The organism is Arthrobacter globiformis (genome assembly GCF_030815865.1).
GTDB classification, from domain to species: Bacteria; Actinomycetota; Actinomycetes; order Actinomycetales; family Micrococcaceae; genus Arthrobacter; species Arthrobacter globiformis_B.
In genome coordinates, this window is sequence record NZ_JAUSXI010000001.1 from 3,163,203 (window position 1) to 3,187,792 (window position 24,590).

The following is a 24,590-nucleotide window of genomic DNA, read 5'->3' on the forward strand; positions in this document are numbered from 1 at the left end:
ACTATGTTGCCGCCCCAAAGACCCGCGACATGGGCTGCCAGGCGACCAGCCAGCAGGCTGCCACCACCAGGGAGAACAGGGCGATCCAGACGCCGGAGGGCACTGCAGTGGCGCGGTAGAGGATGTAGGCGTCGGAGGACCGCAACTGGTCGCGGCGGCGGAGGTGGACATTGGTCAGCTTGAGCAGGTCCCGGACGGCGGCAACGAGAAGGGCGACGCCCAGGATGATGGCCGCGTGGCCGGTGAACGCGGCGGGCACATTGATGATCATGGCCGCCACCGCCACCACCGCCCCAAGGAGGATGAGCACGCCGGCGGCATTGCGGATGAAGATCAGCGACGCCAGCAGGATCATCAGTCCGGCAGACATGGCGGCCGGGCCCCAGCCGCTGAAGCCCGCCCATACCAGCGCGGCGCCGGTCAGGCCGGGAACGGGATAGCCCCAGAACCCTGACCACACAGCGGCGGCGCGCCCCCGGGTATAGGACGTGGTGGTGCCGCCGTGATTCAGCTGCAGCCGGATGCCTCCCAGCCGCTGGCCACTGGTCAGGGCAGCAAAGGCGTGCCCCAGTTCATGGGTCACCGTGGCGAGCAGGCCGAAATATCGCCATGTCGCGCGGGGAACGGACAGCACCGCCGCGATGAGCACGACCGCCAGGAGCTCGGTGACGGAGACCGCGGGAACGGCGGTCTGGGTGAATCCGGCTGCCACCCGGTCCCACCATTGTTCGGGCAGGGACGGGCCGGGGACTTGGACATAAACCATAGGAATCAAGGCTACAGGGGCAATGCCTTTCGGGCCCTGCTCATAGCCCGGGCAGCGTGGGCGGGTCCTCCATCAGCGATGAGGCGTCGTCAGGGACCACCAGATGCAGCATGCTTTCCACGGGGGCTTCGCCCATCGCGACAAGGAGCTCACTGATTGACATCTGCCCGGCAAGTTCACCGGGATGTTCCTCTTCCATATATAGAACATATGTGCGACTGCCGCAGGCAGCGGCGAAGGACACGCGGCAACACCTGATCCTGGGCGCCACCGGCCCTCTGTAGTGCGGGTCTGTGCGCGGTGGGGGTCCTTGGGCATTGCTGCGTCCTAGGCGCTACAGGCCAGCGGGTCCACGATTGAGGTACACACCGATCCCGAGAGAAGGAAATCATGGCCACGCTGAAGGAACGGCTGCACGGGGACGTCGTTGCACATCTGAAGGAGCACAACAAGGTGGCCCTGGGCACCGTGCGCAGCGTCCTGGGCGAGATCGAAACTCGGGAGAAGTCCGGCAAAACGCCCGTGGAGCTGGACGACGCGCAGGTGACGGCACTGCTGCAAAAGGAAGCGGCGAAACGGCGCGACACGGCACGCATCTACACCGAAGCGGGTGAATCGGAGCGGGCAGCGGCGGAAGTCGCCGAAGCGGAGGTCATTGAGGCATACCTGCCGAAGGCCCTCGCTGCCGCCGAGGTGGAGGGCATCGTCGATGAAGTCATCGAGGGTTTGCGGGCGGAGGGCACGGAACTGTCCGTGCGGCACATGGGCGCAGTGATGAAGCCGGTGACGGCCCGGGTTGCAGGCCGCTTCGACGGCAAGGCCGTCAGCGACATCGTCCGCCAGCGGCTGACCTGAGCAGGTTGGGCGGGGCGACCTCCAAGGCGGTCGAAAGTGAACGGCAGTCGACACTGAACGGCAATCGACACTGAACGGCAATCGACACTGCCCGGTTATGGGAGGACGATGAAAGTACACCAACTGTTAGGAGGTCGGTGATGTGCTATTCATCGTGTGAGGGATGGCGGAATTACAGGAAGGAAGCGGCCAAGGAGGCCGAGGGACGTCCGGAAGCAAGGCCGGCCGAGACCCCCGAACCCCAGGTGCAGGCAGAGGAAAGCAGGATGTGGGCCTACCTCGCCCGGCTTGAGGAAACCGCTGACCGTGAGCCTGACCGCATCCGCGAGAACGCATAAGCACAGCAAAGAAAGGCCCCGCCGCTGCGGGGCCTTTCTTTTTGCTCGCGGCCATTCTTCAGGAGGGCGGATGGCAAGGGCTTTGCTACCGGAGTCCCGCTGCTATGTCCTGTCCGATCCGGTGCAGCAGTGCGGCGGACAGCCCGGGGTCGCTGGCGGAGTCCCGGTCCGTGTACTCCGCCAGCGTGTACACCCGGTTCAACGACATCTCGGCCCAGCGCTCCCTCGGGAGCAGTGATCTGCCAGCCACCGCGATGATCGGGCGGCCGCCCGAGCGGCGGGCGACGGCGGCAGGAAGCTTGCCTGCCAGGGTCTGTTCGTCGATGCTCCCCTCGCCAGTGATGACGACGTCGCAGTTGTCCTTGCGGGCGTCGAAGTCCAGCAGGTCCAGGAAGTAATCGGCACCTGACACCTGCCTTGCCCCCAGCAGCAGGCAGGCGTAGCCGAGTCCTCCGGCGCTTCCTGCCCCTGCGTGCCCTGCCAGGGCCGCGGCCTGGGGGATGCCTGCCTCTGACAGCTTGCCCACGAGGTGCGCCAGGCCGTCATCGAGGGCCGCAATCTCTGTGGACCCGGCGCCTTTCTGCGGTCCGAAGACTGCAGGAGCGCCCTGGGGTCCGAGCAGCGGGTTGTGGACATCGCTGGCCATGATCAGTTCCGTGCCGGCGAGTTCCGGGAAGTGGGTTCGCTGGATGGCGTGGATCTGGCCCAGGGTCCTGCCGTTGCCGTCCAGCTGCCGTCCGTGGGCGTCGAGGAAGCGGTAGCCCAGGGCCGTGAGCATTCCCATGCCGCCGTCGGTGCTGGCGCTTCCGCCGAGTGCCAGCACGATCCTGGCGGGCTTGAGGCTGAGGGCAAGCAGGACGGCTTCCCCGAAACCTCGGCTGGAGGCGTTCAGCGGTTTCAGCTGTCCCTCCGGCAGGAGTGCCAGTCCGCAGGTGTTGGCAACCTCGACCACGGCCGTGGATCCGTCGAACGCGACGGCCGCCTGGACAGGCTGGCCGGTGGGCCCGGCAACAGTGCAGCTTCGGCGCGCGAAGCCGGAGGTGACGGCGGCATCGACGCTACCGTCGCCGCCGTCGGCCAGTGGAAGCAGTTCACACTGGACCGCTCCGGCGATGCCGGACACATCAGCTGCGGAGCGGAGCCCCGCGGCCACGGCATCAGCCACCTCAGCCGCGGTGAGGCTGCCTTTGAACTTGTCAGGTGCGATCAGGGCCCGGACGGGCCTTGGGGCAGTCGCGGTAGGCATCTATGCGGATTCCGAGTAGGCCGGGCTGCGGTCAGGTGCGGTACCGGCGGTGGGGTGCCGGGCATCCCCGTGCTTGGGGTCGTGGTGGCCGTATTCGGTCAGGTCGTCGTCGGTGTCAGTCACGTCGTCGAGATGCACGGGATCCTCTGCGGGCATCGGCTCGACAGTTTCACCAGCGAAGACGCGGCGTGCGCGGTCTGCGTCGAGGGTCCGGTCCCACCAGGCGATGAAGAGCGTGGCCACGGCGTTGCCGGTGAAGTTCACGATGGCCCGGCATTCGGACATGAACTTGTCGATGCCGAAGATGAGCATGATGCCGGCGGCCGGGATGGTGCCGATGGTGGTCAGGGTTGCGGTGAGGGCGATGAAGCCGCCGCCTGCGACACCGGCCGCGCCCTTGGAGGTGAGCAGCATGACGGCGAGCAGGCCCAGCTGCTGGCCGATGGTCAGGTCGGTGTTGGTGGCCTGGGCGATGTAGAGGGCTGCCAGGGAGAGGTAGATGGCGGCACCGTCGAGGTTGAAGCTGTAGCCGGTGGGCACAACGAGTCCAACGGTTTCCTTCTTCACACCGGCGTGCTCCAGCTTGCGCATCAGGCCAGGGAGGGCCGGTTCCGCCGTGGAGGTGCCCAGGATGAGCATGTATTCCTCTTTGAGGTGCCGCATCATCGTGAAGATGTTCAGCTTCAGGAATGCCATGACGGAGCCGAGGACCACCACGATGAACAGGATCGAAGTGACGTAGAAGAGCGCAATCAGCCCGCCCATGCTGGTGAGCGAGGAGACGCCGTACTTGCCGACAGCGAACGCCATGGCGCCGAATGCGCCGAGCGGGGCGGCCTTCATGATGAAGCTCAGGATCTTGAACATCACCCCGGTCAGGCGCTGCACACCGTCCAGGACAGGGGCGCCTACCTTGCCCATGGCGTTCAGGGCGATGCCGAAGACGACGGCGATGAAGATGATCTGCAGGATGTCGCCCTCGACGAAGGGCCCGACGATGCTGTTGGGGATGATGTGGGTGAGGAACTGCCACCATTCCTGGTGGGCGCCGGCGTCGATCAGTTTCGCCGCGGAATCGGACGTCTTGATGGTGCTGGCGTCGGCGTTGACGCCGTCGCCCAAGCGGAAGACGTTGATGGCGACCAGGCCGAAGACCATGGCGCAGATGGTGCCGATCTGGAAGTAGGTCAGGGCCTTCAAGCCTGTCATGCCGACCTTTTTCAGGTCGGCGACGCTGGCGATGCCGCCGACAATCGTGAGGAACACAATCGGCCCGATGAGCATCTTCATGGAATTCACGAAGGTGGTGCCGATGGGTTCCATGGCGATGCCCGTCGACGGCGCGAGCCAGCCAACGAGGATGCCGATGAGAATGGCGGTCAATACCCAGAAGTACAGTTGCTTGTACCAGCGGGTCTTTGGTGCCGGCGTCACGGTGGCGTTGCCGGCGTTGGTGATGTGGTCCATGATTCCTACCTCATTGTGGAATATCGCTGGAGACGGTCTTGGGTTGGGCTAAGCGGCGTCCCGAGGGCCCCGACGCGCGCTTGCGCGCGTTGGGACGGGACCTCCGCGCGTCCGACGGCGGCGGGCAGGCCGCCGTCGGACGCTTAATAAGTGCGGCACAAGCGGCGTCCCGAGGGTCCAGACCCGAGCTTGCGAGCGTTGGGGCGGGACCTCCGCGCTAGACGGCGGCCAGGGTGTGGGTGAGGGCCTTGATGATGGCCTCGGTGACGTCGTCGGTGCTGGCGTCGCCCCCGACGTCGCGGGTCAGGTGGCCGGAACCCGTGGCCTGCTCGATGGCAGCCTCCACGCGGCGGGCCTCCTCGTGCAGGCCGAAGTGGTCCAGCATGAGCGCGGCGCTGGCGATCGCACCGATCGGGTTGCTGATGCCCTTGCCGGCGATGTCCGGGGCGGAACCGTGGACCGGTTCGAACATGGACGGGAAGCGGCGTTCCGGGTTCAGGTTGGCGCTGGCGGCCAGGCCCAGGCTACCGGCCAGTGCCGACCCCAGGTCGGACAGGATGTCGGCATTGAGGTTGGATGCGACAACCACAGAGAGGTCCTCGGGCTTGAGGATGAACTTGGCGCTCATAGCGTCCACCAGGACGCTCTCAGTCTGTACGTCCGGGTAGTCCAGAGCGACGCGGTTGAAGACTTCGTCCCAAAGGACCATGCCGTACTGCTGGGCGTTGGACTTGGTGACGGAGGAAACCTTCTTCACCGTGCGGGTGCGGGCCAGGTCGAAGGCGAAGCGCATGATGCGTTCGCAGCCCTTCTCGGTGAACAGTGCGGTCTGCAGGGCGACTTCGTTGCCGGGGCCGCGGCCGCTTAGGTTCCGGCCGCCGAGGCCCGCGTACTCGCCTTCGCTGTTCTCGCGGACAACAATCCAGTCGAGTTCGGTGGTGTCGGCCTTGCGGAGCGGGGACTGGACGCCGGGGAGGAACTTCACGGGGCGGATGTTGGCCCACTGGTCAAAGTTTTGGGTGATGTTCAGGCGCAGGCCCCACAGGCTGATGTGGTCCGGGACGTTTTCCCAGCCGACCGCGCCGAAGTAGATGGCGTCGAAGTCCTTAAGGGCCTCCAGGCCGTTGGGGTCCATCATCTGGCCGGTCTTTTCGTAGTAACCGCAGCCCCAGGGGAACTCGGTCCAGTTGAAGGCGAACTTGCCGCCGGAGTTCTCTGCCAGGGCGTCCAGGACACGGCGGCCGGCGGAGACAACCTCTTTGCCGACGCCGTCTGCGGGGATTGAAGCGATGCTGAATTTCTGGGTGGCGCTCATGTGCCTACCTCCTCGTTGAGTTTGTTGGCAGCGTGGTCCTGCTAGCGGGGTCACACTGTTTTCTTCCTCTTCAAGTAGACGGCCCGGCGGCTATGCGCGTCCAAGACTTAGTTTCGATACGGCAGATAGGTTCTGCCTATCGCTCCAGCGACTGGTCGGCGTCTGGCTCCTTCACCACGTGCAGCTCAGCAACCTTCAGGAACGCGCGGGCAGCGGGTGTCAGGCCGTCCTTCCGGCTGAGGATGGCCACGTCCAGGTGGGAAACGGGTTCGATCTGCAGGGTGCGCAGTCCGGCCTTGTGCGCCGTCGGCGCCCAGGACGATGGCATGACGGCGTGTCCGACGCCCGCCAGCACCAGCGGCAGGATGGAGGTCCGGTGCGCGACTTCGACGACGATTTCGGCTTTAACGCCATGGGCAAGGGCGTCGTCCACGAGCCAGCGCATCAGTGATCCCCGCTGGCTGGCGATCAGCCGGTGCCCGTCCAGGTCCTCCCGCTGGATGGTGCTCCCGGCGGTGAACGTGTCCGCTTGGGGGTTGACGATGAGGATGAGCGGCTGGCGTTCCAGGTCCAGGACGTTAACTCCCGGGACTCGGATGGGACTGGAGGAGCCGGCCAAGCCGATTTCGGTGCTGCCGCTGCGGACAGACTCGACGACCTCCTCCGGAGTGAAGGCGGCGCTGACGTTGAGGCGGACCTCCGGGTGCAGCCTGGTGAACTCGGCGGTCATGGATGTCAGCGGCTCGATGCCGGGGGAGGGCATGGTGATGATGTCCAGGCGGCCGCTCCGCAGGCCGCGGAGCGCCTGCACGGCGGACTGGGCTGCGTCCAGATCCCGCATCACCAGCCGGGCGGGGCCCACTAGTTCCTTTCCGGCCTCGCTGAGCACGGCCCGGCGCCCGATGCGGTGGAACAGCGGCACGCCCAGGTCCTTCTCCAGGCTGGCGATGGTCTGGGACAGGGACGGCTGTGCGATGAGCAGGTGTTCTGCCGCGCGGTTGAATCCGTCATGGTCAACCACCGCCAGGAAGTACTTCAGCTTCCGGGTGTCCACGCCAGCTCCATTTCCGGTCTGGTCTGCTGTTTGGCCCCGACCTGGCCCTGCCCCTTTCGTGGCGGAGGCCTGCCGAGGCTCTGATAGCTTACGCCTATCAGCGGCCGCGGGATGTGATCCGAACGCCCGCCACGGCGCCGGAGGGTTGCCCGGATGCGCCCGCTTCGTCTGGCTGATCGTCAGCTGCGCGTCCGGGGCGCCGGTGAAACTGCTGGCATACTCTGAGCATGGCCGTCACTTTCGAATGCACCTCACGGACAACCCTCGGGATGACCGAGCTGTTTGACCTCTCCCGGAGCATCGACGCCCACAAGGACTCGATGGCCCGTTCCCGGGAGGAAGCCGTTGGTGGTGTCACGTCGGGGCTTATCGCCTTGGGGCAGGAGGTGACATGGCGCGCCTGGCACTTCGGGCTGCCGATACGGATGACGAGCCGGATTACCGAGATGCAGGCACCTCATTACTTCGTTGATGAACAGGTCCGGGGGCCGTTCCTTCGCTTTCGCCATGTCCACGAATTCAGTGCGGGCCCGGCCGGAACCGTCATGGTGGACCGGATCGACTTCGCGGCGCCGTTCGGGCTCCTGGGCCGCCTCGCGGAGAAATTCCTCCTGGCGCGCTATCTCCGCAAGCTCATTGAGACGCGCAACCTGCACCTGACCGCCGGAGCACGGGCTGAGTGATGCTCCGGCGGTCAAGGGCAAGCAGTCCGCCTACTGAACGGCCAGCTCCTGTCCTGCAAGCTCCTGTTCTGCCGCCTTCCGGGATGTCCTCGACTGGGCGAACCGCAGGTAAAGCGACGGCACAATAAACAGGTTGAGCAGCGTGGAGGTCAGGAGTCCGCCGAGGATGACCACGGCCATCGGGTATTCGATCTCATGGCCGGGTACATCCCCCATGATGACCAGTGGCACCAGGGCAAGTCCGGTGGCAAGGGTGGTCATGAGGATCGGGGAAAGCCGTTCACCGGCGCCGCGCAGCACGAGCGAGCCGCTGAACGCAACCCCCTCGGTCCTTTCCAGATGCTGGCAATGGCTGATGAGCAGGATGCCGTTCCGGGCCGCGATCCCCATGACCGTGAGGAACCCCACGAGCGAACCCAGCGACAGTACGCCTCCGGTGAAGTACGCGGCCAGGACCCCGCCCACGAGCGCGATGGGCAGCGTCAGGAGGGCCAGGACGGCCAGCCGCCAGCTGCGGAAGGACGCCTGGAGGAGGACGAGGATCAAAATCAGCGCCGCAACAGCGAAAATCATGAGTCGATCAGTGGCTGCCTGCCGCTCCGTGTATTCGCCCAATAGCTGGACGCTGTAGCCGGCGGGCAGGTTGAGGGACTCCAGGCGTTCCTGCAGCTGTGTGACAACGTGGCCGAGGTCCGCCCCGGGGTCGATAAAGGATCCCACTTCGACCCGGCGGGAACCGTTCGTGCGGTCGATGAGGTTCGGGGTGGCCTGCACGTTGACGGCGGCGACGTCGGAGAGGCGCACACGCTTCCCACTTGGCGTATCGATGGGCAGGTCCTGGATGGAGGTGACGTTTGCCCGGGTTTCCGGTGTACTCCAGACCTGGACGTCGTAGGCCCTTCCGTCCCGGAAGACGTCGCCCACCTCTTCCCCGGCCACGAGCGTCGCCGCAGCGCGCCGCACGTCCCCGGGCTTGAGGCCGTACTTCTCCGCGGCGGCCAGGTTCACCTTAACCGTGATCTGCGGGACGTCGACTTCCAGGGAAATGTGGGGATCGTCGGTCCCGTTTATCTCGCTGAGGATTTCCTTGATCCTCTGGGCCTGCTCGCGCAGCACGTCAAGGTCGTCGCCGTAAACCCGGACGAGGATGGGTTCGCTGGCACCCGTCAGGACCTCTTCGATCCGTTCCTTCAGATACGTCTGCACATCGCGGTGAAGGCCAGGGTATCCGTCCACGACTTCCTGGACGGCTGCGACTGTCTCCTCATAGTTGGCGTGGCGGTCGATGCTGATCCAGTGTTCACCGGCATTGACGCCAACTATCTCGTCTGCCTGGAAGGCCTGGCCGATATGCGTTCCGCAGTTAAGGACGCCGGGCACCTTGAGGAACGCCGCGCAGCCCCGCTGGGCGATGCGGTATTCCTCCGCCGCCGACGTGCCGGGTTCCGACACCCAGTGCATCAGGAAGTCGCGTTCCTTGAACGTGGGAAACAAGGACTGCCCAAGCAGCGGGGCGATCGCCAGACCAACCAGCGCCAGAGCCCCGAACCCGGCATAGCCATATCGCGGCCGGTTCATGATGCGGGACAGGACCGCGTGGTACCAGCGCTTGAGCACCCGGACCAGCGGCGGGTCGAGTTGCTCCAGCTTTGCCCTGGCCAACAGGATCAGGGCAAGTGCCGGCGTCACGGTCAGGGCCACGAGCATCGATGCCAGGACGGCCAGCGTGTAGGACACGGCAAGCGGCCTGAAGAACACTCCCGTCAGCCCGTCCAGGAAGAAAATGGGAAGGGCAGCCACCACAATGATCAAGGTGGCGTAGACGATGGGGCTCCGCATTTCCAGGGAGGCCTTCAGCACCACTGAGGCCGTCGATTCGCCGCCGCCGCCGCCATGGCTGCGGTGCTGCCGCAAGCGGCGCATGATGTTTTCGACGTCGATGATCGCGTCGTCGACGACGACCCCCACCGCAATGACCAGCCCGGCCAGGATCATGGTGTTGACCGATCCACCGGTTAAGTACAGCACCATGATGGCGGTGAGGAGGGAGAGCGGAATGGCGACCAGGCTGATGAGTGCTGTCCGCCACTGGAACAGGAACGCACTGAGGATCATGACCACCAGCAGGCACCCCAGGAGAAGGGCAAGGCTGAGGTTGGAAACGGCCTCCTCGATGAAGCTCGCCGGACGGAAGATGGTGGTGTCGAAGGTGATGCCGCTCATGCCCGGCTGAAGTTCGTGAAGGGCTTCCTCAACGCCCTTGGTCACCTCAAGCGTGTTGCCCCAGGGGAGCTTCTCAACAATAAGCATCAGTCCATGACCGTTGTTGATGACTGCATCACCGATCAGCGGCTGATGGTCCTCGACCACACGCGCCACGTCGCCCAGGTGCAGTGCGGTGCCGTGGTCTTCGCGGATGGTCACACGGGCCAGATCCGCAGGGCTGGTGATGGGCTGGACGTGGCGGATGCTCATCTGCTGGTTCGGGCTGCCGACGAAGCCGCCCGTGCCGATGAATTTTCCGGGCGAGTACTGGAGCAGGCCTGCGTCCACAGCCCCGGCCGTTACTTCCATGACCTGGTTGAGCGAGACATTCTTGGCTTTGAGCTGCTCCGGTTTAACCTGGACCTGCAGCATCTGGAGCCTCTCGCCCCAGATGGCGACGTTGGCCACGCCGGGGACCCGCAAAAGTCGGGCCCGGATGGTCCAGTACGAAAGCATGGACATCTCGATCATGGACCGGCTGGACGACGTCATGCCGATTTTCATGACGCGGCTGGTCGAGGACAGCGGCTGCAGCATCACCGGGGGAGCGGCCCACGTGGGCAGGGCCGCCGTCACGGCGGCCATCCGCTCGGATACCTGCTGCCGGGCATTGAGCAGGTCCGTGCCCTGCTTGAAGATCAGGACGATCGAGGACAGCTGGGGCACTGACTTTGACCTCAGCTCATCCAGCCCCGGCATTCCGGAGAGGGACGCCTCGATCGGCACAGAAACGAGTTCCTCCACCTCCTGGGCCGTGAGCCCCAGGCATGCAGTCTGGACCTCGACCCGCGGGGGCGCGAACTCCGGGAAAACATCCAAAGATGCCCTACTGAGCTGGACGGATCCCAGCAGCATCACCACGCAGGCGAGGGCAACAACGATCGTCCTGAACCTGAGGCTGATTCCTACTATCCACCGCATGTCAGCTCGCCACATCCAGCTCAGCGCCGAACAGCTCTGCGGCCCCCACGGTCACCACAGTCGTGCCCGTGGCCGGACCGTCGCTCAGCGTGGCCTGTTCGCCGTCGATCCGCTCCACCGTGATGGACTGGCGGACGTAGACCCGCGGTCCGGCAATCGTGTAGACCCAGGTTTTTCCTTCGCTGTCGTAGAGGACCGCCAGGTAGGGGACGGTGAGTTTCCCGCTCTTGGCATCCAGTTTCGTCGCCGACGTCTGGAGGCCGAGGTTCCCGGCGGCGTGTTCGTTCAGTGTGATGCGCTTCAGGTCGGTCCCTGGTACCTCTTCAAGGCTCGCGGCAGAGTCGCCGGCGGCCGGAGCCTCCGCCGCGTGCTGGCTGCAGGCCGGCAATGCCGGTGCGAGGAGACCCAGGACGATAAGAACCATCGGGCCGCGCATCCGCGGCGGGGTCGTTGTCATGATGCTTCCCGGCTTTCAGGCGCCCGTCGGGCTTCGGTGACTTCGGCGTGTGTCGTTGCTGTTCGTGTCCCTGCCTGGCTGCGTTCGAAGCGGAGCAGGATTGCGGGAAGCACGAACAGCACGAAAAGGGTGGTTGTCAGCAGGCCGCCCCAGATGATGATCGCGATCGGCTGGAGGACCTCAGTGCCTGTGACTCCGCCCAGAAGCACGAGCGGAATCAGGGCGACGGCGGTGGTCACCACGGAGGCGAGGGTCGGCTTGAGCCTGTCGCGTGCGGCGCGGATAACCAGGGCGGGCCCTGTGGCTTCGCTTTGCCTGGCGCGGAGGTTCCTGACCTCGCCGGCGAGCAGCAGGCAGCTGCGGACTGCGATGCCCAGGACGGCCGAGAACGCGACAAACGCCGTCAGGTAGTTGGCCCCGCCGTCGGCCAGGGCTGCGATAACTCCACCCGACAGGGATGCGATCAGTCCGAGGAATACGGCGGCTGCAAGCCGCCATCCGCCCAGCGCTGTCTGCAGCAGAACCAGGATGCCGAAGGCAGCTACGGCTGCCAGCAGCCACAGCCACTGGAAGGCGGACTGCTGCTGGCCAAACCGGGTGAGGATCTCCGCATGGTAGGCCACCGGGAACTGGATCTGCTGCAGGCCTCTTTCGATGTCCTGCTGCACATCAGTCAGCCCCCGCCCCTGGATGTCCGCCTTTACATCCACGCGCCGGGAAGTGTCGTCATGCAGGATGACCGCATCGTTTGGAACGATGCTGACCTCGGCGACGTCGCCAAGACGCACATGCCCGCCTTTGGGAGTGTCGATCAGCAGCTCGCTGACGCTGGTGAGGCTGTTCCGGGTTGCAGGCGTTCCCTTGACCACCACGGAGAAGACCTTTTGCTGCTCGTAGACGTTACCCACTTCGATGCCCTGCAGCAGCGCAGCCGCCGCACGCCGGACATCGCCGGGTATGACGCCCGCCTTCTGTGCTTTCGCCAGGTCCACCTTGACCTGGACGGTCGGCTGTTCGATGGCGGCATCAACGCGGGGATTCACCACACCGGCCGTGTGTGCCAGAACCTGCCGCACTTCCTCGGCCTTTGCCCGGAGGGTGGCCATGTCTACGCCGTAGACCCTGACGCCGAATCCGGAATCGGCAGCTTCCCGGATCTGGTCGATTTTCTGTTGCGGGTAGGTGGAGACCGTTGCGCTCAGCCCCGGGTACCCGGCCACGACCCTTTGTACGTCCTCAAGGGTGCTGGAGTACGAGGCATCCTTTGCCACTCCCACCCACAGCTCCCCGGAACTGATGTCTCCCACGTGGTCGGACGTAATGGCGCGCCCGACCTCGGCGGCCACATTGGAGACGCCCTGCACCGCCCGCAGTTCGCGGGCCGCGGTATCGGTGATCCGGACCATCTCCTGGTCGGAGGTGCCAGGCGCGGCACTCCACTGGACCACCAGCGTGTTGTCTGCCAGCACCGGCACCACAGGGTGGTTGGGGACCAGCTGCGGCGCCAACGCCAGGGCGGCGAGCGCCATGACTGCCGCGGCGGCAAAGACCAAGGCGGGCCTGCCGGGCTGGCGGGACAGTGTCCGCCCGTACCGGATGCGGAGGCGCTGCATAGCCTGGCGCTCGCGGCCCGGGGCCGCTGATGCCGGCGGCAGGAAGAACGTCAGGGCCGCTGTCACTGTAAGGGCCACGACCATGGCGACCGCCAGGGCGAGCAGATAGGCAATTACCAGGGGCCCGAACATGGCGCCGTTTTCGCCAGGGACAAAGAGCATGGGGAGCACGCTCAGCGCCATGATCAGCAGCGCGTAGAACAGGGAGGTGCGGACAGGCCGTAACGCACCCGCAAGCAGGGCGATCCTCGAATCCCCGTGGTCGGTTGCCTTGGATGCCCGGTAGGCCCTGGCGGCGGAGTTCAGGTCTTCCGCTACATCCCCGATGATGACGCTCAGGGCGAGGATCATGCCGGCGAAAACCATGGTGTTGAGCCCGGCCCCGCGCAGGGTCAGCAGCAGGGCCGCAGCAATGAGGGAGAGCGGTACGGTGATCAGGGTGATCAGCGCGCTGCGCCAGGACCGGAAGACCAGTCCGAACGCCGCCGCGACCAGCAGCAGCGTGACAAGCAGCGCGACACCAAGGGTGCCCATTTCCTGCTCGACAAACGACTCCTGCCGGTACACGGTGGTGTCGGCGGTTACGCCGGGTAGCCCGGCCTGGAGCTCGCGCATAGTCTCGTCGAGCCCCTTTGTGACGTCCGCGGTGTTTGTCTCCGGGAACTTCTCAATCACCAGCAACAGCTCAGCGTCCTGGCCGGGCTGCGCATCACCAATCAACGGCTGATGATCCGTCTGGACTAGGGCTACATCCCCGAGCAGCAGTTTGCTGGACGTACCCTGGATGCTGACTTTGCCCAGGTCCTCGGGAGTGGTGATGGGAAGGACATGCTGGACGCCCAGCCGCTGATGTCCCGTTTCCAGGAAGCCGCCCGTGCCCGGCGTTGAGGCCTCAAGGTAGCTCAACGGGGACACCCACACGGAGTTGCCCGTGGTCCTGATGACCTGGTCCAGTGTCACGCCCTTGGCTTCCAGCTGCTTGGGGTCCACGAGTACCTGCAACTGCTGGTCGCGCTGGCCCCAGATGGAAATGTTCGCTACTCCGGGAACGGCCAAAAGCGCGGGCTTCATGGTCCACCGCGCCAGCACGGACATGTCGATGGGGGACATGTCCTTGGACGTGAGCCTGACCATCATCACCCGGCTGGTGGAAGACAAAGGTTGCATGAGCACGGGTGCTGCCGACACGTTGGGCAGCGCCCTGGCCTGGGTCAGGCGCTCAGCGACGAGCTGGCGTGCCCGGAACATGTCCGTACCCGGCTGGAAGACCAACTGGATCGAGGACAGGCCGGGAAGTGACTTGGAACGGATCGCCTCCACCCATGCCACACCGTTGAGCAGGTCGGCCTCCATGGGTGACGTGATGAGCTGTTCGACTTCAGCGGCAGAGAGCCCCAAGGCCTCGGTCTGTATTTCGACCTGCGGCGGTGCGAACTCGGGGAAGGCGTCCACAGGCATGGTGGGCAGAGCGGTGAAGCCGTACCCGAGGACGCCGGCCGCCACGACCAGGACAAGGATCCGGAACTGCAGAACCCAGCCGAGAATGGCGCTCATCATGGCCGATTCACCGCCAACTTCATCCCCGCTGACTTCACGGGCAATGCAAGATGGCGGGTGCGGCGGCCAGGCCGCTGGCGATGTCGATGTTTACCGGGCAGTTCACCGATCGTTTGCGTTTCAGTGAGCCCTGCATGCGGGTCCACGTTCAGATCTTCTCTGAGGTGACCGGGAAAAAAAGTCTCAACTGCCAAATAGATGTTCACGGCGCGGCTCCATTGCTACTGCCTTCGCGCCCCCCAAACGTCTAGGAGTAGAGTGGTCCTCGCGAGGGTGCCAAGTCAATGCCCTGGGCAACTTTTTTCCAGCAGGTCGCTCTTATCAGTCCAGGGACCGACCGATATACGAAAACGCCGGGGTTCCTCGGATCCGGGCCGTGATGGCTCACCGGCCCGCAATTAGCCCTGCAACCCGGACCAGCTCTTCCTCGAGATTATAGAAATGGGTCGCCAGCCGGATCCTGCCTGCCCGGAGGGACACAACCACGTTCGCACGGCGCAGCCGGGCCATGACCGCGTCCGGGTCGCTTACCGGAACGGAGATGATGGTGGAACGGTGTTCTGCGGGAAAGGACCGGAAGCTGACGCCCGCCGCTTCCAGCGCGTTCTGCAGGTGCAGCGCAAGCCGTGCGTTACGCTCCAGGACCGCGCCCATACCGAACCGGCGAAGGACAGCAAGTCCCGCCTGGTCGGCGAGCGCCGGAAACCATGCCAACGAAGCGTCCAGCTTCGACGCCGTCGGCGACAGGTCCATGTCCGGGCCAATGAAGCTTTCGAACGGTAGGCGGGCTGCCTTCCAGCCCGGCACGATGGGTTGAAGGCGGTCGAGCAGCCCGGGGCGGACGTAGAGGTAGCCCATGCCCCGCGACCCGAGGAGAAATTTGTGGCTTGCGGTGGCCAGCAAATCCACGCCGTCGCGCACCACGTCAAGGGGAACGGCGCCGGCCGCCTGGCAGGCGTCAACGAAAAACCAGGCTCCTGAGCCGGCCGCGACGCGGCTGATCGAGCCCAGATTTGCCCGGTATCCGGTGACGGGATGAACGGCGCTGACAGCGATCAGGCGGGTTCCGCCGTCGGCCGCCCGGCCGAGGGCGTCGGCCGGCACCACGTCCCCGTCCGCAGCGACGGCCCGCACGTCGTAGCCACGCTCCCGGAGCAAGAGCCAGGGGTAGTAGTTCGAGGCGAATTCGTTCTCGGCCACCACGATGTTCTCCCCGCGCCTGGCGGGTGGCAGATTGGCGGCCACAATCCCCGCCGCGGTGCTGACCGCGGGGACGATGGCAATGTCCGCCGCCGTGGCTCCGATGATCTCCGCGAACATGCCGCGGGCGTGCTCACCCGCCTGCTCGGCCTCCATCCAGTCAAACCGCCCCGCGGACCAGCGCTCGGCAGCCAGTTCGTATGCTTCTCTGGCAGGGGTGCAGCCGACGCACATGGTGGCAGTGTTCAGGTAGATGGTGTTTTCGAGCCCGGGGAAAAGCCCTCGGATGTCGCTGACGTTCATGGCGTGGACCATTCTTTATCCCGAACCTGAAAAGCACTACGCCACAGGTGGCGGCCCTCCCGGTTCCACGAAACGCTGGGTCCGTTCGATCTCGGCAACCTTCGGGTCCGTTTCATCAGCACCGTAATCAGACCGGCGCGTCTTGTCCTCTCCCTGGGGCACCTTCAGTGCCCTCAGCACCAGGGTCAGCACGACGGCGACAAGCAGGTTGAGCACGAACGCCGACACAGCGATGTACACGGTGAAGTCGGTCCCCGGGAGGGAAGCGATGGAGCCGCCGAAGTGTGCGTGCGTGACAGGATTGATGACGTTGTAGGCCGAGGCGGTGCCAAAGCCTATTCCCACCGCCCATCCAACCAGCAGAGCCCAGCGGTCGAACCACCGCGTATAAAGGCCTGCGACGACGGCGGGGAACGTCTGCAGAATCCAGATGCCGCCCAGCAGCTGCATGTTGATGGCCGCGGATTGGTCCATGGCGATGACGAAAACCAGCGCTCCGAACTTCACCACGAGCGAGACAATCTTGGACACCTTCGCCTCAGTCTTCGGATCCACGTCGGGCCGGAGGAAGTCCCGGTAGATGTTGCGCGTAAACATGTTGGCCGCGGCAATGGACATGATGGCTGCCGGTACCAGCGCCCCGATGGCGATGGCAGCCAGGGCCACCCCGGCAAACCAGGCAGGGAAGTGGTCCAGGAACAGCTGCGGCACCACGAGCTGGGGGTTGACCGCCCCGTTCAGGTCGATCGGCTTGGTGCCGGCCTTGATGGCCACGAAACCCAGCAGCGCGAGGAAGCCGAGCATGAGGGAGTACAGCGGCAGAATCGCGGCGTTGCGCCGGATAGTGTTGCGTCCCTTGGACGCGAGCACGCCGGTGATGGAGTGCGGGTACATGAACAACGCCATGGCCGATCCGAGCGCCAGCGTCCAGTAGGCCGAGAAATTGGCGCCCGATGGGATGAACACCCCGGTGGGCTTCCCGGTCGCCTCGTTGACGGTTTCCAGCTTCGTTTTCGCCGCCCCGAAGATCGCGTCCCACCCTCCGAACTTGGTCGGCAGGTAGATGACCGCGACGATCACTGCGAGATAAATGAGCAGGTCCTTGACGACGGCGATCATCGCCGGTGCCCGCAACCCCGAGGTGTAGGTGTACGCGGCCAGCACGACGAACGCCAGAATCAGCGGCAGGTCGGTCAGCAGCACATTCTCGGAGCTGCCCAGGCCGAGCACGGTGAGGACAGCCTTGATGCCCACGAGCTGGAGGGCGATGTACGGCATGGTTGCCACAATGCCGGTGACGGCGATGGCAAGGGACAGCCAACGGCTCCCGTAGCGGCCGCCCACGAAGTCCGCCGAGGTGACGTAGCCGTGCCGGTGGGACACGGACCAGAGCCGGCTCATGATGATGAAGATGATCGGGTAGAGGACGATCGTGTACGGCACCGCGAAGAAGCCGCTGACGGCCCCCGTGGCCCACATCGCGGCGGGAACGGCAACGAACGTATAGGCGGTGTAGAGGTCGCCGCCCAACAGGAACCACGTTATCCATGTCCCGAAGCCTCTTCCGCCCAATCCCCACTCGTCGAGGCTGTGCAGTCCCTCGGTCTCTGCCGTCCTGCGCCACCGCGCGGCCAGGAAGCCCATGACGGCGACGACGACGAAGAGCAGCACCACGATAATGAGGGCGACCCAGTTGATTTCGCGCCCGTTCATGGCCGTTCATCTCCACCCACTGCTTCACCGTCGAGCCCGGTAGTGCCCGCGCGGGCCGCCGCCCGCCGTCGTCGGTCCTCCGTTGTCACGAGCCAGTACGCCACACCGCTCAGGGCGGCGGAAATGGGAACCCAGAGCAGCTGGTACCAGTAAAAGAACGGCATGCCGCCCAGCGCCGGCGCGCTGAAGGAGTAGGTCTGCGGCATAAGCGGGAGCAGAATTGCCACGGAAAGCAGCACCCCGGCAATGACGTATGGTGCACGCCGCGCCGGGCCGCGGGTTGCAGTGCTGCGGGTTGGCCGTCCACTGCCCGGGGGAACCCCTGGGATGGGGCGCTGCTTCGGGTAAGGACGATCTTGATCGGACACCCCACGACCTCCTTGTCAGCCCGTCTCCCGGACTCCGGGTCCCCCGGAGGGCGGTGAGGCGGAGGTTACAAACGTTGCCCTCCAGTTCCTTTGTACGCCCGTCCGACCCGCTCGGGAAGAGAGTGGTTCCAGCCGAGGCAGGGATCCAGGGACCGGCGCCGTTAGCGCTCCCGACGCCGGCGCTGGCTCAGGAACTGCCGGTATGTCCGCGTATATTAGCTGGGGGCTAACGACAAGACTGGGGGACGGATGCCGCTTCGTTTACTGACGCACGCAAAACAACGCACATTGGCGTCGGCAACAACATTTTCGGCAATTGGGCTGCTGGTGGCGGTGGCAATCATCCACCCGGGATTCCGAACCACGCAGATCGACCTGAATGACGGCGGCGTGTGGGTAACCAATTCGGACATGAACCTCGTAGGCCACCTGAACTTCCAGTCGAAAACCCTGGACGGCGGCCTCATGGCAGCCAGCGCCGACTTCGACGTCCTCCAACACAGCAGCAGTGTGCTCGTGTCCGACCGCGGCAACGCCTCCCTGGGCAGGGTCAAGGTCTCCGACGTCACCCTTGAACCGCCCCAGCAGCTTCCGGGATCGGCGGTCCCGGCGTTCGGGGAAAAAGCGGTGGCCCTGGCTGATCCGAACTCAGGCCGTCTCTGGGTGACGCAGAGCAGCATGCTCGGCTCTGTCGACTTCGATTCACAGGAACCCGTCCTGAGCGATGCCCAAGGCATCGTCGCGACGGTAGGAACTGACGACGTCGTCCACGCCGCTGATCCTGCACGCGGCGAGGTGACCACAATTCGCGTGAATGCCACCGGCGGAGTGGATTCCCGAGACACCGTTCAACTTGAGCAGATCCGCAACAAAGAAAAGCTCCAGGTCGCCGCCGTCGGGGACCAACCGGTGCTGTTCGACGCCGACGCGGGAACCCTTCACCTTCCCGGCGGCCGGCTGGCGCAGCTGCCGGACGCGGCGGACGCCAAGCTGCAGCAAAGCGGGCCCGCCGCTGACTTTGTCGCCATCTCCACCAAAAAGGGCCTGATCAAACAGCCCCTGGACGGTTCGAACGCGACGGTTGTGGACCTCGGAACGTCAGGAACCCCCGCAACGCCGGTTCATGTCAACGGCTGCGTCTACGCTGCGTGGTCCGGGGCAGGCAAATACCTGCGCGAATGCACGAACGCCGCAGACAGCAGCAGTGCTGACATCCCCGGCGCGAACGCCCGGTCCAACCTGGTCTTTCGCGTGAACCGGGACATCGTGGTCCTCAATGACGTCACGTCCGGCAACGTCTGGCTGGTCACCGAGAACATGAGGCTTGTAGCCAACTGGGACGAGATCATTCCCCCGCCGGACAAGACCGAAGACCAGGACGACCCCGCTGCGGATGAAAACCCGGTGGACACCCTCCCGGACCGGACCAAGGAGAACCGGCCGCCCTCCGCCGCCGATGACCAATTCGGAGTGCGGCCCGGCAGGACCACGCTCCTGCCTGTCCTTGATAACGATTCCGACCCGGACGGAGACGTCCTCACCGTCCAGCTCCAGGGCGACAATCCCGCCGCCGGCAGCGTCCAGACCGTGTACGACGGAACCGGCCTGCAGGTGAAGGTGCCGGCCGATGCGACCGGAACGTCGCAGTTCCAGTACCTGGCCAGTGACGGCCGGGGCGGCACCGCCGGAGCCAGGGTCACCCTGACCGTCAAGGACCCCGCCAGCAACGAGCCGCCGAAACAGAAACGCGTGCCCACCATCATCCTGGAGCAGGGCAAGAGCATCTCCCAGAACGTCCTCACCGACTGGACCGACCCCGACGGCGACGACCTGCTGCTTCTGGGAGCCCGCCCTGCCCGCGAAGGCGACCAGGTGCGTACCCGGGCGGACGGCCTTTTGACGTTCCACGATGTGGGATCAACCCTGGGCAAAAAGGCCGTTGTGATCACTGTCTCCGATGGCCGGGACCAGGTCGAGGGGACGGTGGTGGTGGATGTCCGCGCCAAAGGCGACCTTCCGCCGAAGGCCAACGCGGACCACGTTTCGGGTACCGCCGGGCAGGACATTCTGGTTTCTCCGCTGAAGAACGACGGCGACCCCACCGGTGAAGGACTGCGGCTGACACGCGTGACGGGCGCGAAGGAGCAGGCAATCACCCCCGACTACCAGGCGGGGACCTTCACCTTCCGCGCACTCAACGCCGGAACGTATTACGTGACGTACCTGGTGACCAATGGACCGGACAGCTCTGAGGGACTGGTGCGGATCGACGTCAAAGCCGCCGGGGCCGGGCAGGGTGAGCCGGTCGCGGTCGCTGATACTGCACTGCTGCCGGTGGGCGGCGAAGTGCTGCTGGACGCGCTAGCCAACGACTCGGACCCGGCCGGTGGCGTCCTCGTCATCCAGTCCGTGGGGCTGCCCCGGAATTCGGCAGTGGCCGTCGCGGTTGTCAATCACCAGATCCTGCGCATTACCGACGTCCGTGGCCTGACCGCACCCACCAGCCTGACGTACACGGTGTCCAACGGCGTGGCCAGTGCAACCGGGCAGGTAACCATCCTGCCCATTCCGGCACCCGCCAGACTGCTCCCGCCTGTTGCTGCCCCGGATGAAATCACCGTGCGGGCTAACGACGTCGCCACCGTCGCCGTCCTCGCCAATGACACCCACCCCAATGGCGCCAAGCTGAAGCTCAAGCCGGTCCTCGTGCAGGGAATCAGCCCCGCCCAAGGCCTCCTCGCCGTGTCGGGGGACGTGCTTCGCTTCAAGGCAGGTGGAGCAGGTGGAACGGTGCACGCGATCTACGCTGTTGCCGGCCCGGACGGGCAGGAAGACTCGGCGCAGCTGACCATTCACATTCGCGGCGAGGGCACGAACTCCAGGCCGCTTCCCCACCATGTCACCGGTCGGGTCGTAGCCGGCAACACGACCAGGATCGCCATTCCCCTGGACGGCATTGATCCCGACGGCGACTCTGTGACCTTGGTGGGGCTGGAGCAGGCACCACGCAAGGGAACCGCGGTGGTGGGTGCCCACTATGTCGAATACACGGCGCCAGCGAACGCCGCCGGACAAGACACCTTCTCCTACGTGGTGGAGGACCGGCTCGGGGCACGGTCCACCGCCCGTGTGTCCGTGGGCATCGCACCCGCACCTGGATCCAACCAGCGTCCCAGGGCCGTTGAGGACAGCATCACCGTTCTCCCGGGGCGGCACGTGGCAGTGGACGTGCTGGCCAATGATTCCGACCCCGACGGCGACAATGTCACCCTCGCAGCCCACCGGCTGGAAGCTGCCCCGGAATTGAAGGCTGAGGTCATCGACGGACGGGTGCAGCTCACCGCCCCGTCGCCTTCCGAAGCCTCCGCCACGTCGATCGTCCGGTATGAGATCACCGATGGCCGCGGCGGCACCGCCGTCGGAACCCTCAAAATCCAGGTGCGCAGGGACGCCGCCACATTGGCGCCCGTCGCTCGGGACGACCGGGTGGCGTTCGCAGAGACGCTGGGCAAGGCTGTCGTCGAAGTTCCCGTCCTGAAGAACGATGAAGACCCGGACGGTGTGGCCGCGGAACTGAAGATAACCTTCCCGGAAGCGGCACCCACTGCCAGCATCTCGGCTCCCGGTAAGGTTGCGGTGCGGCTGGAGAGCCAGCCGCAGATCATCGCGTACACCGTCACCGACATGGACAAGCTCAGCTCAACGGCGTTCATCGTGGTACCCGGCCTGCAAGGGCAGGCGCCCGCTCTGCGGAGCACCGCGCCGTTGGAAGTGGTCAGCGGCCAGCAACTGACCATGAACCTGCGGGACCTGGTGGTGGTCCGTCCCGGCAAGAGCCCCCGCATCACCCAGGACTCCAAGGTCCAGGCGGTCGCTTCCAATGGCGCGCCGCTGGTGAAGGACGCGACCACCCTCGTGTTCACTTCCGCCGACGACTACTCAGGCCCGGCAGCGGTTTCCCTCGAGGTCACCGACGGCACGAGCGTTGACGACCCCGACGGGCGGACGGCGGTGCTGACCATCGGCATCACGGTTCTGCCTAACCAGGCCCGCAACCATCCTCCAACGTTCCCCTCCAGCACCCTTGACGCTGGGCCGGGCGAAGAAGCCACCCTGGACCTGAGCCAGGTGGCTACCGACGTCGACGAAGGAGACAAGGACAAGCTCACTTTTGTGCTGCAAGGGACGCCGCCCGCCGGAATCAGGGCCTCCCTGGACGGCAGCCTCTTCAAAGCCACGGTGGGCAGTGCCACCAAGGGCAGCACGCTCACCGTGCGCGTCACCGTCTCGGACGGGCGCAGCGCACCTGTTGCAGGCGCCGTGGACGTCCGCGTGGTCGCGTCGAAGCGTCCGCTTGCCGCAGCAAACGACGACGTCATCGCCAGCGCCCGGGCCGGGCAATCACAGCCGGTACCGGTGCTGGACAACGACATCAACCCGTTCCCTGAATCACCGCTGAAAATCCTAAGCGCCGCCGTCGAAACCGGAACGGGCACGGCCGGCGTGGAGGGCGGCGTCGTCGTCGTGACGCCCGCCGAGGAGTTCGTGGGCACAATGGTGGTCCGCTACCGGGTCCAGGACAAAACCCAGGACGCGGAACGCGAAGTTGACGGCCGCGTCCGGCTCACCGTCAAAGACAAGCCGGATGCTCCGTCCACGCCGACTGTCGGGGAGGTGCGTGACCGTACCGTTGTCCTCAACTGGTCACCCCCCGCCAACAACGGGGCAGCGATCACCGGCTACAAGGTCAGCGGCAGCGGAGCGTTCTCGCAAGAGTGCCCTGCCACCACGTGCACGCTCACGGGCCTGACCAACAACGTGGAGTACACCTTCACTGTGGTGGCCACGAACGAGTTGGGGGACTCGGCGCCGTCTCCCGGTTCCGCACCTGCCCGTCCCGATGCGAAGCCGGATACCCCGGCAGCGCCGGCACTGGTTTTTGGCGACAGATCCCTCACTGTGAACTGGGTACCTCCAAGGAGCAACGGCTCACCGGTGGAGAGCTACAACCTGGAGATCTCGCCCGCGCCTGCGGCAGGAAACATCCGGGCAAGCAAGGTCACGGGAACGTCCTACCGGTGGACGGGCCTCCAGAACGGGACGCCGTACCAGGTCAGGATCCAGGCTTCCAACAAGGCGCCGGATCCGTCGGAGTGGAGCGCCTATTCAGCCACTGCCATCCCGGCCGGCGTACCGGGCGCCCCCGGCAAACCCAGCACCACCCGCACCACCTCCGGCGGGACCCAATCGATCATGGTGGTGTCGTGGACCCCCGCAGCGGACAACGGCGCCTCCATCGACACGTACACCGTCAACGCAGTGCAGGGTGGGTCCACGGTAGCGAGCAACACCGTGTCCGGCAGTCAGCTGAGCGTGCCTGTGACCGTCGGCAACTCCGCCACCGACTACACCTTCACGGTTGTGGCCAAAAACAAGGCAGGTACTTCGGCCGCCAGTGCGCCGTCGGACCCCCGCCGCGCTTTCGGCGCGCCTGGTGCCGTCCCCGGCGTCCGGGCCGATCCACTGGACAATGCTGTGCAGCTTTCCTTTGGTGCGGCCGCGGGCAACGGTGCGACACCGAGCTACCAGTACCAGGTCAACGGAAGCAACTTCATGGCAGTGCCGGCTGACAAGGTCATCCGGTCCGGTGTGCCCAACAACGGCAACTACACCATCGGGGTGCGCGCCGTGAACAGCGCGGACGATGCCACCTACGAAGGGCCGGTCACCAACTCCAACCCGGTGGCGCCGTACGGCAAACCGCACGCGGCGAGTATCAACCCCGTTACTGTGACCACGACGGTGAGGTTCGACGTCGGAGCCGTGGTCAACAACGGACGCCAGGTGGCGGCACTGGAGTACCAGTCATCGGACGGGAAGTCAGGCACGTTGGGTGCCGGGGGAGGATCCGTCACTACCGGCAACGGGTACGACCAATCCATCTCCATCACCGTTACAGTCGTGGATGACCTCGGCCAGCGCACAGCGGTATCGGCGACCGGAAGGACAGCTCCGGCGAAGTACCTTGTGGTGGATAACGGCACGGCGAGTCCCGGTACCTGCGAATGGCCCTCCAACGGCACCTCTTCTCCGGATACAGCGGCCAATTGTGCCGCTGGTGGCGGAACCTTCGTGGCGCAGGGCACGCGGGTACAGGTCCAGTGCGTGACCACCGGTGCCGCGTACACCATCTACGACGGAGCCACCGGCCGCCCCACCGGGTCCACGAGCAACGTCTGGTACAAGGTGATTAACAACCTCTGGATCCGTCCGACCGACGGGCCCGTGGATTCGGGGGTGCCGGCCTGCTGACGCGGCCCCTCAGGCCCCAGACAGCCGAGCTGAACGCCCCGGCCGCTTCCGCGGCCGGGGCGTTTCCTGATCAGGGCAGCACGGGAACCGGGGAGCGGTGCAGGTCAATGTGCCATGGCGATTTTGATGACGTTGGCCGTCGAGGAAGTTACGGCCG

At 65.5% G+C, this 24,590-nt stretch carries 17 protein-coding genes; 4 read left to right on the forward strand and 13 right to left on the reverse strand.

Going from position 1 to position 24,590, the window contains the following annotated elements; translation table 11 throughout:
- Position 1: 1 nt before the first annotated feature.
- Positions 2-766 carry a M50 family metallopeptidase gene (locus QFZ33_RS14535; protein WP_307028579.1) on the reverse strand — a complete coding sequence of 255 codons (765 nt, stop codon included), beginning with the start codon at positions 764-766 and terminating at the stop codon, positions 2-4.
- A gap of 40 nt (positions 767-806) precedes the next feature.
- On the reverse strand, positions 807-965 hold the full coding sequence (locus QFZ33_RS14540) for a hypothetical protein (protein WP_307028581.1): 159 nt from the start codon (positions 963-965) through the stop codon (positions 807-809).
- 191 nt (positions 966-1,156) lie between these two features.
- Here QFZ33_RS14540 and QFZ33_RS14545 point away from each other — a divergent pair, with 191 nt between their 5' ends.
- Both QFZ33_RS14545 and QFZ33_RS14550 read left to right on the forward strand, forming a co-directional pair.
- A complete protein-coding gene (locus QFZ33_RS14545; protein ID WP_307028583.1) occupies positions 1,157-1,621 on the forward strand; it encodes a GatB/YqeY domain-containing protein in 465 nt (154 codons plus the stop codon).
- A gap of 140 nt (positions 1,622-1,761) precedes the next feature.
- Positions 1,762-1,959, forward strand: a complete 198-nt coding sequence (locus tag QFZ33_RS14550) for a hypothetical protein (protein WP_306923678.1) — start codon at positions 1,762-1,764, stop codon at positions 1,957-1,959.
- A gap of 85 nt (positions 1,960-2,044) precedes the next feature.
- On the opposite strand, the gene QFZ33_RS14555 is transcribed toward QFZ33_RS14550, so the two are convergent.
- The 4 genes from QFZ33_RS14555 to QFZ33_RS14570 all read right to left on the reverse strand — a co-directional run bounded on the left by QFZ33_RS14555 (position 2,045) and on the right by QFZ33_RS14570 (position 7,041).
- Positions 2,045-3,205, reverse strand: coding sequence for a glycerate kinase (locus tag QFZ33_RS14555; RefSeq protein WP_307028584.1), 1,161 nt, complete (start codon positions 3,203-3,205; stop codon positions 2,045-2,047).
- Positions 3,206-4,672 (reverse strand): C4-dicarboxylate transporter DctA, encoded by a 1,467-nt coding sequence (gene dctA, locus QFZ33_RS14560; RefSeq protein ID WP_307028586.1) that lies wholly within the window; start codon positions 4,670-4,672, stop codon positions 3,206-3,208. It lies immediately after the preceding gene.
- 217 nt (positions 4,673-4,889) lie between these two features.
- On the reverse strand, positions 4,890-5,987 hold the full coding sequence (locus tag QFZ33_RS14565) for a tartrate dehydrogenase (protein WP_307028588.1): 1,098 nt from the start codon (positions 5,985-5,987) through the stop codon (positions 4,890-4,892).
- Positions 5,988-6,123: 136 nt separating this feature from the next.
- On the reverse strand, positions 6,124-7,041 hold the full coding sequence (locus QFZ33_RS14570) for a LysR family transcriptional regulator (RefSeq protein WP_307028590.1): 918 nt from the start codon (positions 7,039-7,041) through the stop codon (positions 6,124-6,126).
- 227 nt (positions 7,042-7,268) lie between these two features.
- Here QFZ33_RS14570 and QFZ33_RS14575 point away from each other — a divergent pair, with 227 nt between their 5' ends.
- The gene (locus QFZ33_RS14575) at positions 7,269-7,724 is read left to right on the forward strand and encodes an SRPBCC family protein (RefSeq protein ID WP_307028592.1); all 456 of its coding nucleotides are present in this window, start codon (positions 7,269-7,271) and stop codon (positions 7,722-7,724) included.
- Positions 7,725-7,754: 30 nt separating this feature from the next.
- Here QFZ33_RS14575 and QFZ33_RS14580 read toward each other — a convergent pair whose 3' ends face one another.
- The 7 genes from QFZ33_RS14580 to QFZ33_RS14610 form a co-directional block, all read right to left on the reverse strand.
- Complete coding sequence (locus QFZ33_RS14580; protein ID WP_307028594.1) at positions 7,755-10,910, reverse strand: efflux RND transporter permease subunit; 3,156 nt, start codon at positions 10,908-10,910, stop codon at positions 7,755-7,757.
- 1 nt (position 10,911) lies between these two features.
- Complete coding sequence (locus QFZ33_RS14585) at positions 10,912-11,367, reverse strand: hypothetical protein (RefSeq protein ID WP_307028596.1); 456 nt, start codon at positions 11,365-11,367, stop codon at positions 10,912-10,914.
- On the reverse strand, positions 11,364-14,537 hold the full coding sequence (locus QFZ33_RS14590; RefSeq protein WP_307028598.1) for an efflux RND transporter permease subunit: 3,174 nt from the start codon (positions 14,535-14,537) through the stop codon (positions 11,364-11,366). Before QFZ33_RS14590 ends, QFZ33_RS14585 begins: the two co-directional genes overlap by 4 nt.
- Entirely contained in the window at positions 14,534-14,743 is a 210-nt protein-coding gene (locus QFZ33_RS14595; RefSeq protein WP_307028600.1) for a hypothetical protein, read from the reverse strand. The genes QFZ33_RS14590 and QFZ33_RS14595 overlap by 4 nt, the downstream gene beginning before the upstream one ends.
- 178 nt (positions 14,744-14,921) lie before the next feature.
- Positions 14,922-16,040, reverse strand: coding sequence for an aminotransferase class V-fold PLP-dependent enzyme (locus tag QFZ33_RS14600; RefSeq protein ID WP_307028602.1), 1,119 nt, complete (start codon positions 16,038-16,040; stop codon positions 14,922-14,924).
- 36 nt (positions 16,041-16,076) lie between these two features.
- On the reverse strand, positions 16,077-17,753 hold the full coding sequence (mctP, locus tag QFZ33_RS14605) for a monocarboxylate uptake permease MctP (protein WP_307028604.1): 1,677 nt from the start codon (positions 17,751-17,753) through the stop codon (positions 16,077-16,079).
- On the reverse strand, positions 17,750-18,121 hold the full coding sequence (locus QFZ33_RS14610) for a DUF3311 domain-containing protein (RefSeq protein WP_307028606.1): 372 nt from the start codon (positions 18,119-18,121) through the stop codon (positions 17,750-17,752). Before QFZ33_RS14610 ends, mctP begins: the two co-directional genes overlap by 4 nt.
- 288 nt (positions 18,122-18,409) lie before the next feature.
- On the opposite strand from QFZ33_RS14610, the gene QFZ33_RS14615 reads away from it, so the two are divergent.
- Positions 18,410-24,433, forward strand: coding sequence for an Ig-like domain-containing protein (locus QFZ33_RS14615; protein ID WP_307028608.1), 6,024 nt, complete (start codon positions 18,410-18,412; stop codon positions 24,431-24,433).
- Positions 24,434-24,590: the final 157 nt, after the last annotated feature.

Excerpts from the sequence above, each read along its gene's own strand:
- QFZ33_RS14535 (WP_307028579.1), bottom strand. The coding sequence starts at position 766 with ATGGTTTATGTCCAAGTCCCCGGCCCGTCCCTGCCCGAACAATGGTGG.
- QFZ33_RS14540 (WP_307028581.1), bottom strand. The coding sequence starts at position 965 with ATGGAAGAGGAACATCCCGGTGAACTTGCCGGGCAGATGTCAATCAGT.
- QFZ33_RS14545 (WP_307028583.1), top strand. The coding sequence starts at position 1,157 with ATGGCCACGCTGAAGGAACGGCTGCACGGGGACGTCGTTGCACATCTG.
- QFZ33_RS14550 (WP_306923678.1), top strand. The coding sequence starts at position 1,762 with ATGTGCTATTCATCGTGTGAGGGATGGCGGAATTACAGGAAGGAAGCG.
- QFZ33_RS14555 (WP_307028584.1), bottom strand. The coding sequence starts at position 3,205 with ATGCCTACCGCGACTGCCCCAAGGCCCGTCCGGGCCCTGATCGCACCT.
- dctA (WP_307028586.1), bottom strand. The coding sequence starts at position 4,672 with ATGGACCACATCACCAACGCCGGCAACGCCACCGTGACGCCGGCACCA.
- QFZ33_RS14565 (WP_307028588.1), bottom strand. The coding sequence starts at position 5,987 with ATGAGCGCCACCCAGAAATTCAGCATCGCTTCAATCCCCGCAGACGGC.
- QFZ33_RS14575 (WP_307028592.1), top strand. The coding sequence starts at position 7,269 with ATGGCCGTCACTTTCGAATGCACCTCACGGACAACCCTCGGGATGACC.
- QFZ33_RS14580 (WP_307028594.1), bottom strand. The coding sequence starts at position 10,910 with ATGCGGTGGATAGTAGGAATCAGCCTCAGGTTCAGGACGATCGTTGTT.
- QFZ33_RS14585 (WP_307028596.1), bottom strand. The coding sequence starts at position 11,367 with ATGACAACGACCCCGCCGCGGATGCGCGGCCCGATGGTTCTTATCGTC.
- QFZ33_RS14590 (WP_307028598.1), bottom strand. The coding sequence starts at position 14,537 with ATGATGAGCGCCATTCTCGGCTGGGTTCTGCAGTTCCGGATCCTTGTC.
- QFZ33_RS14600 (WP_307028602.1), bottom strand. The coding sequence starts at position 16,040 with ATGAACGTCAGCGACATCCGAGGGCTTTTCCCCGGGCTCGAAAACACC.
- mctP (WP_307028604.1), bottom strand. The coding sequence starts at position 17,753 with ATGAACGGGCGCGAAATCAACTGGGTCGCCCTCATTATCGTGGTGCTG.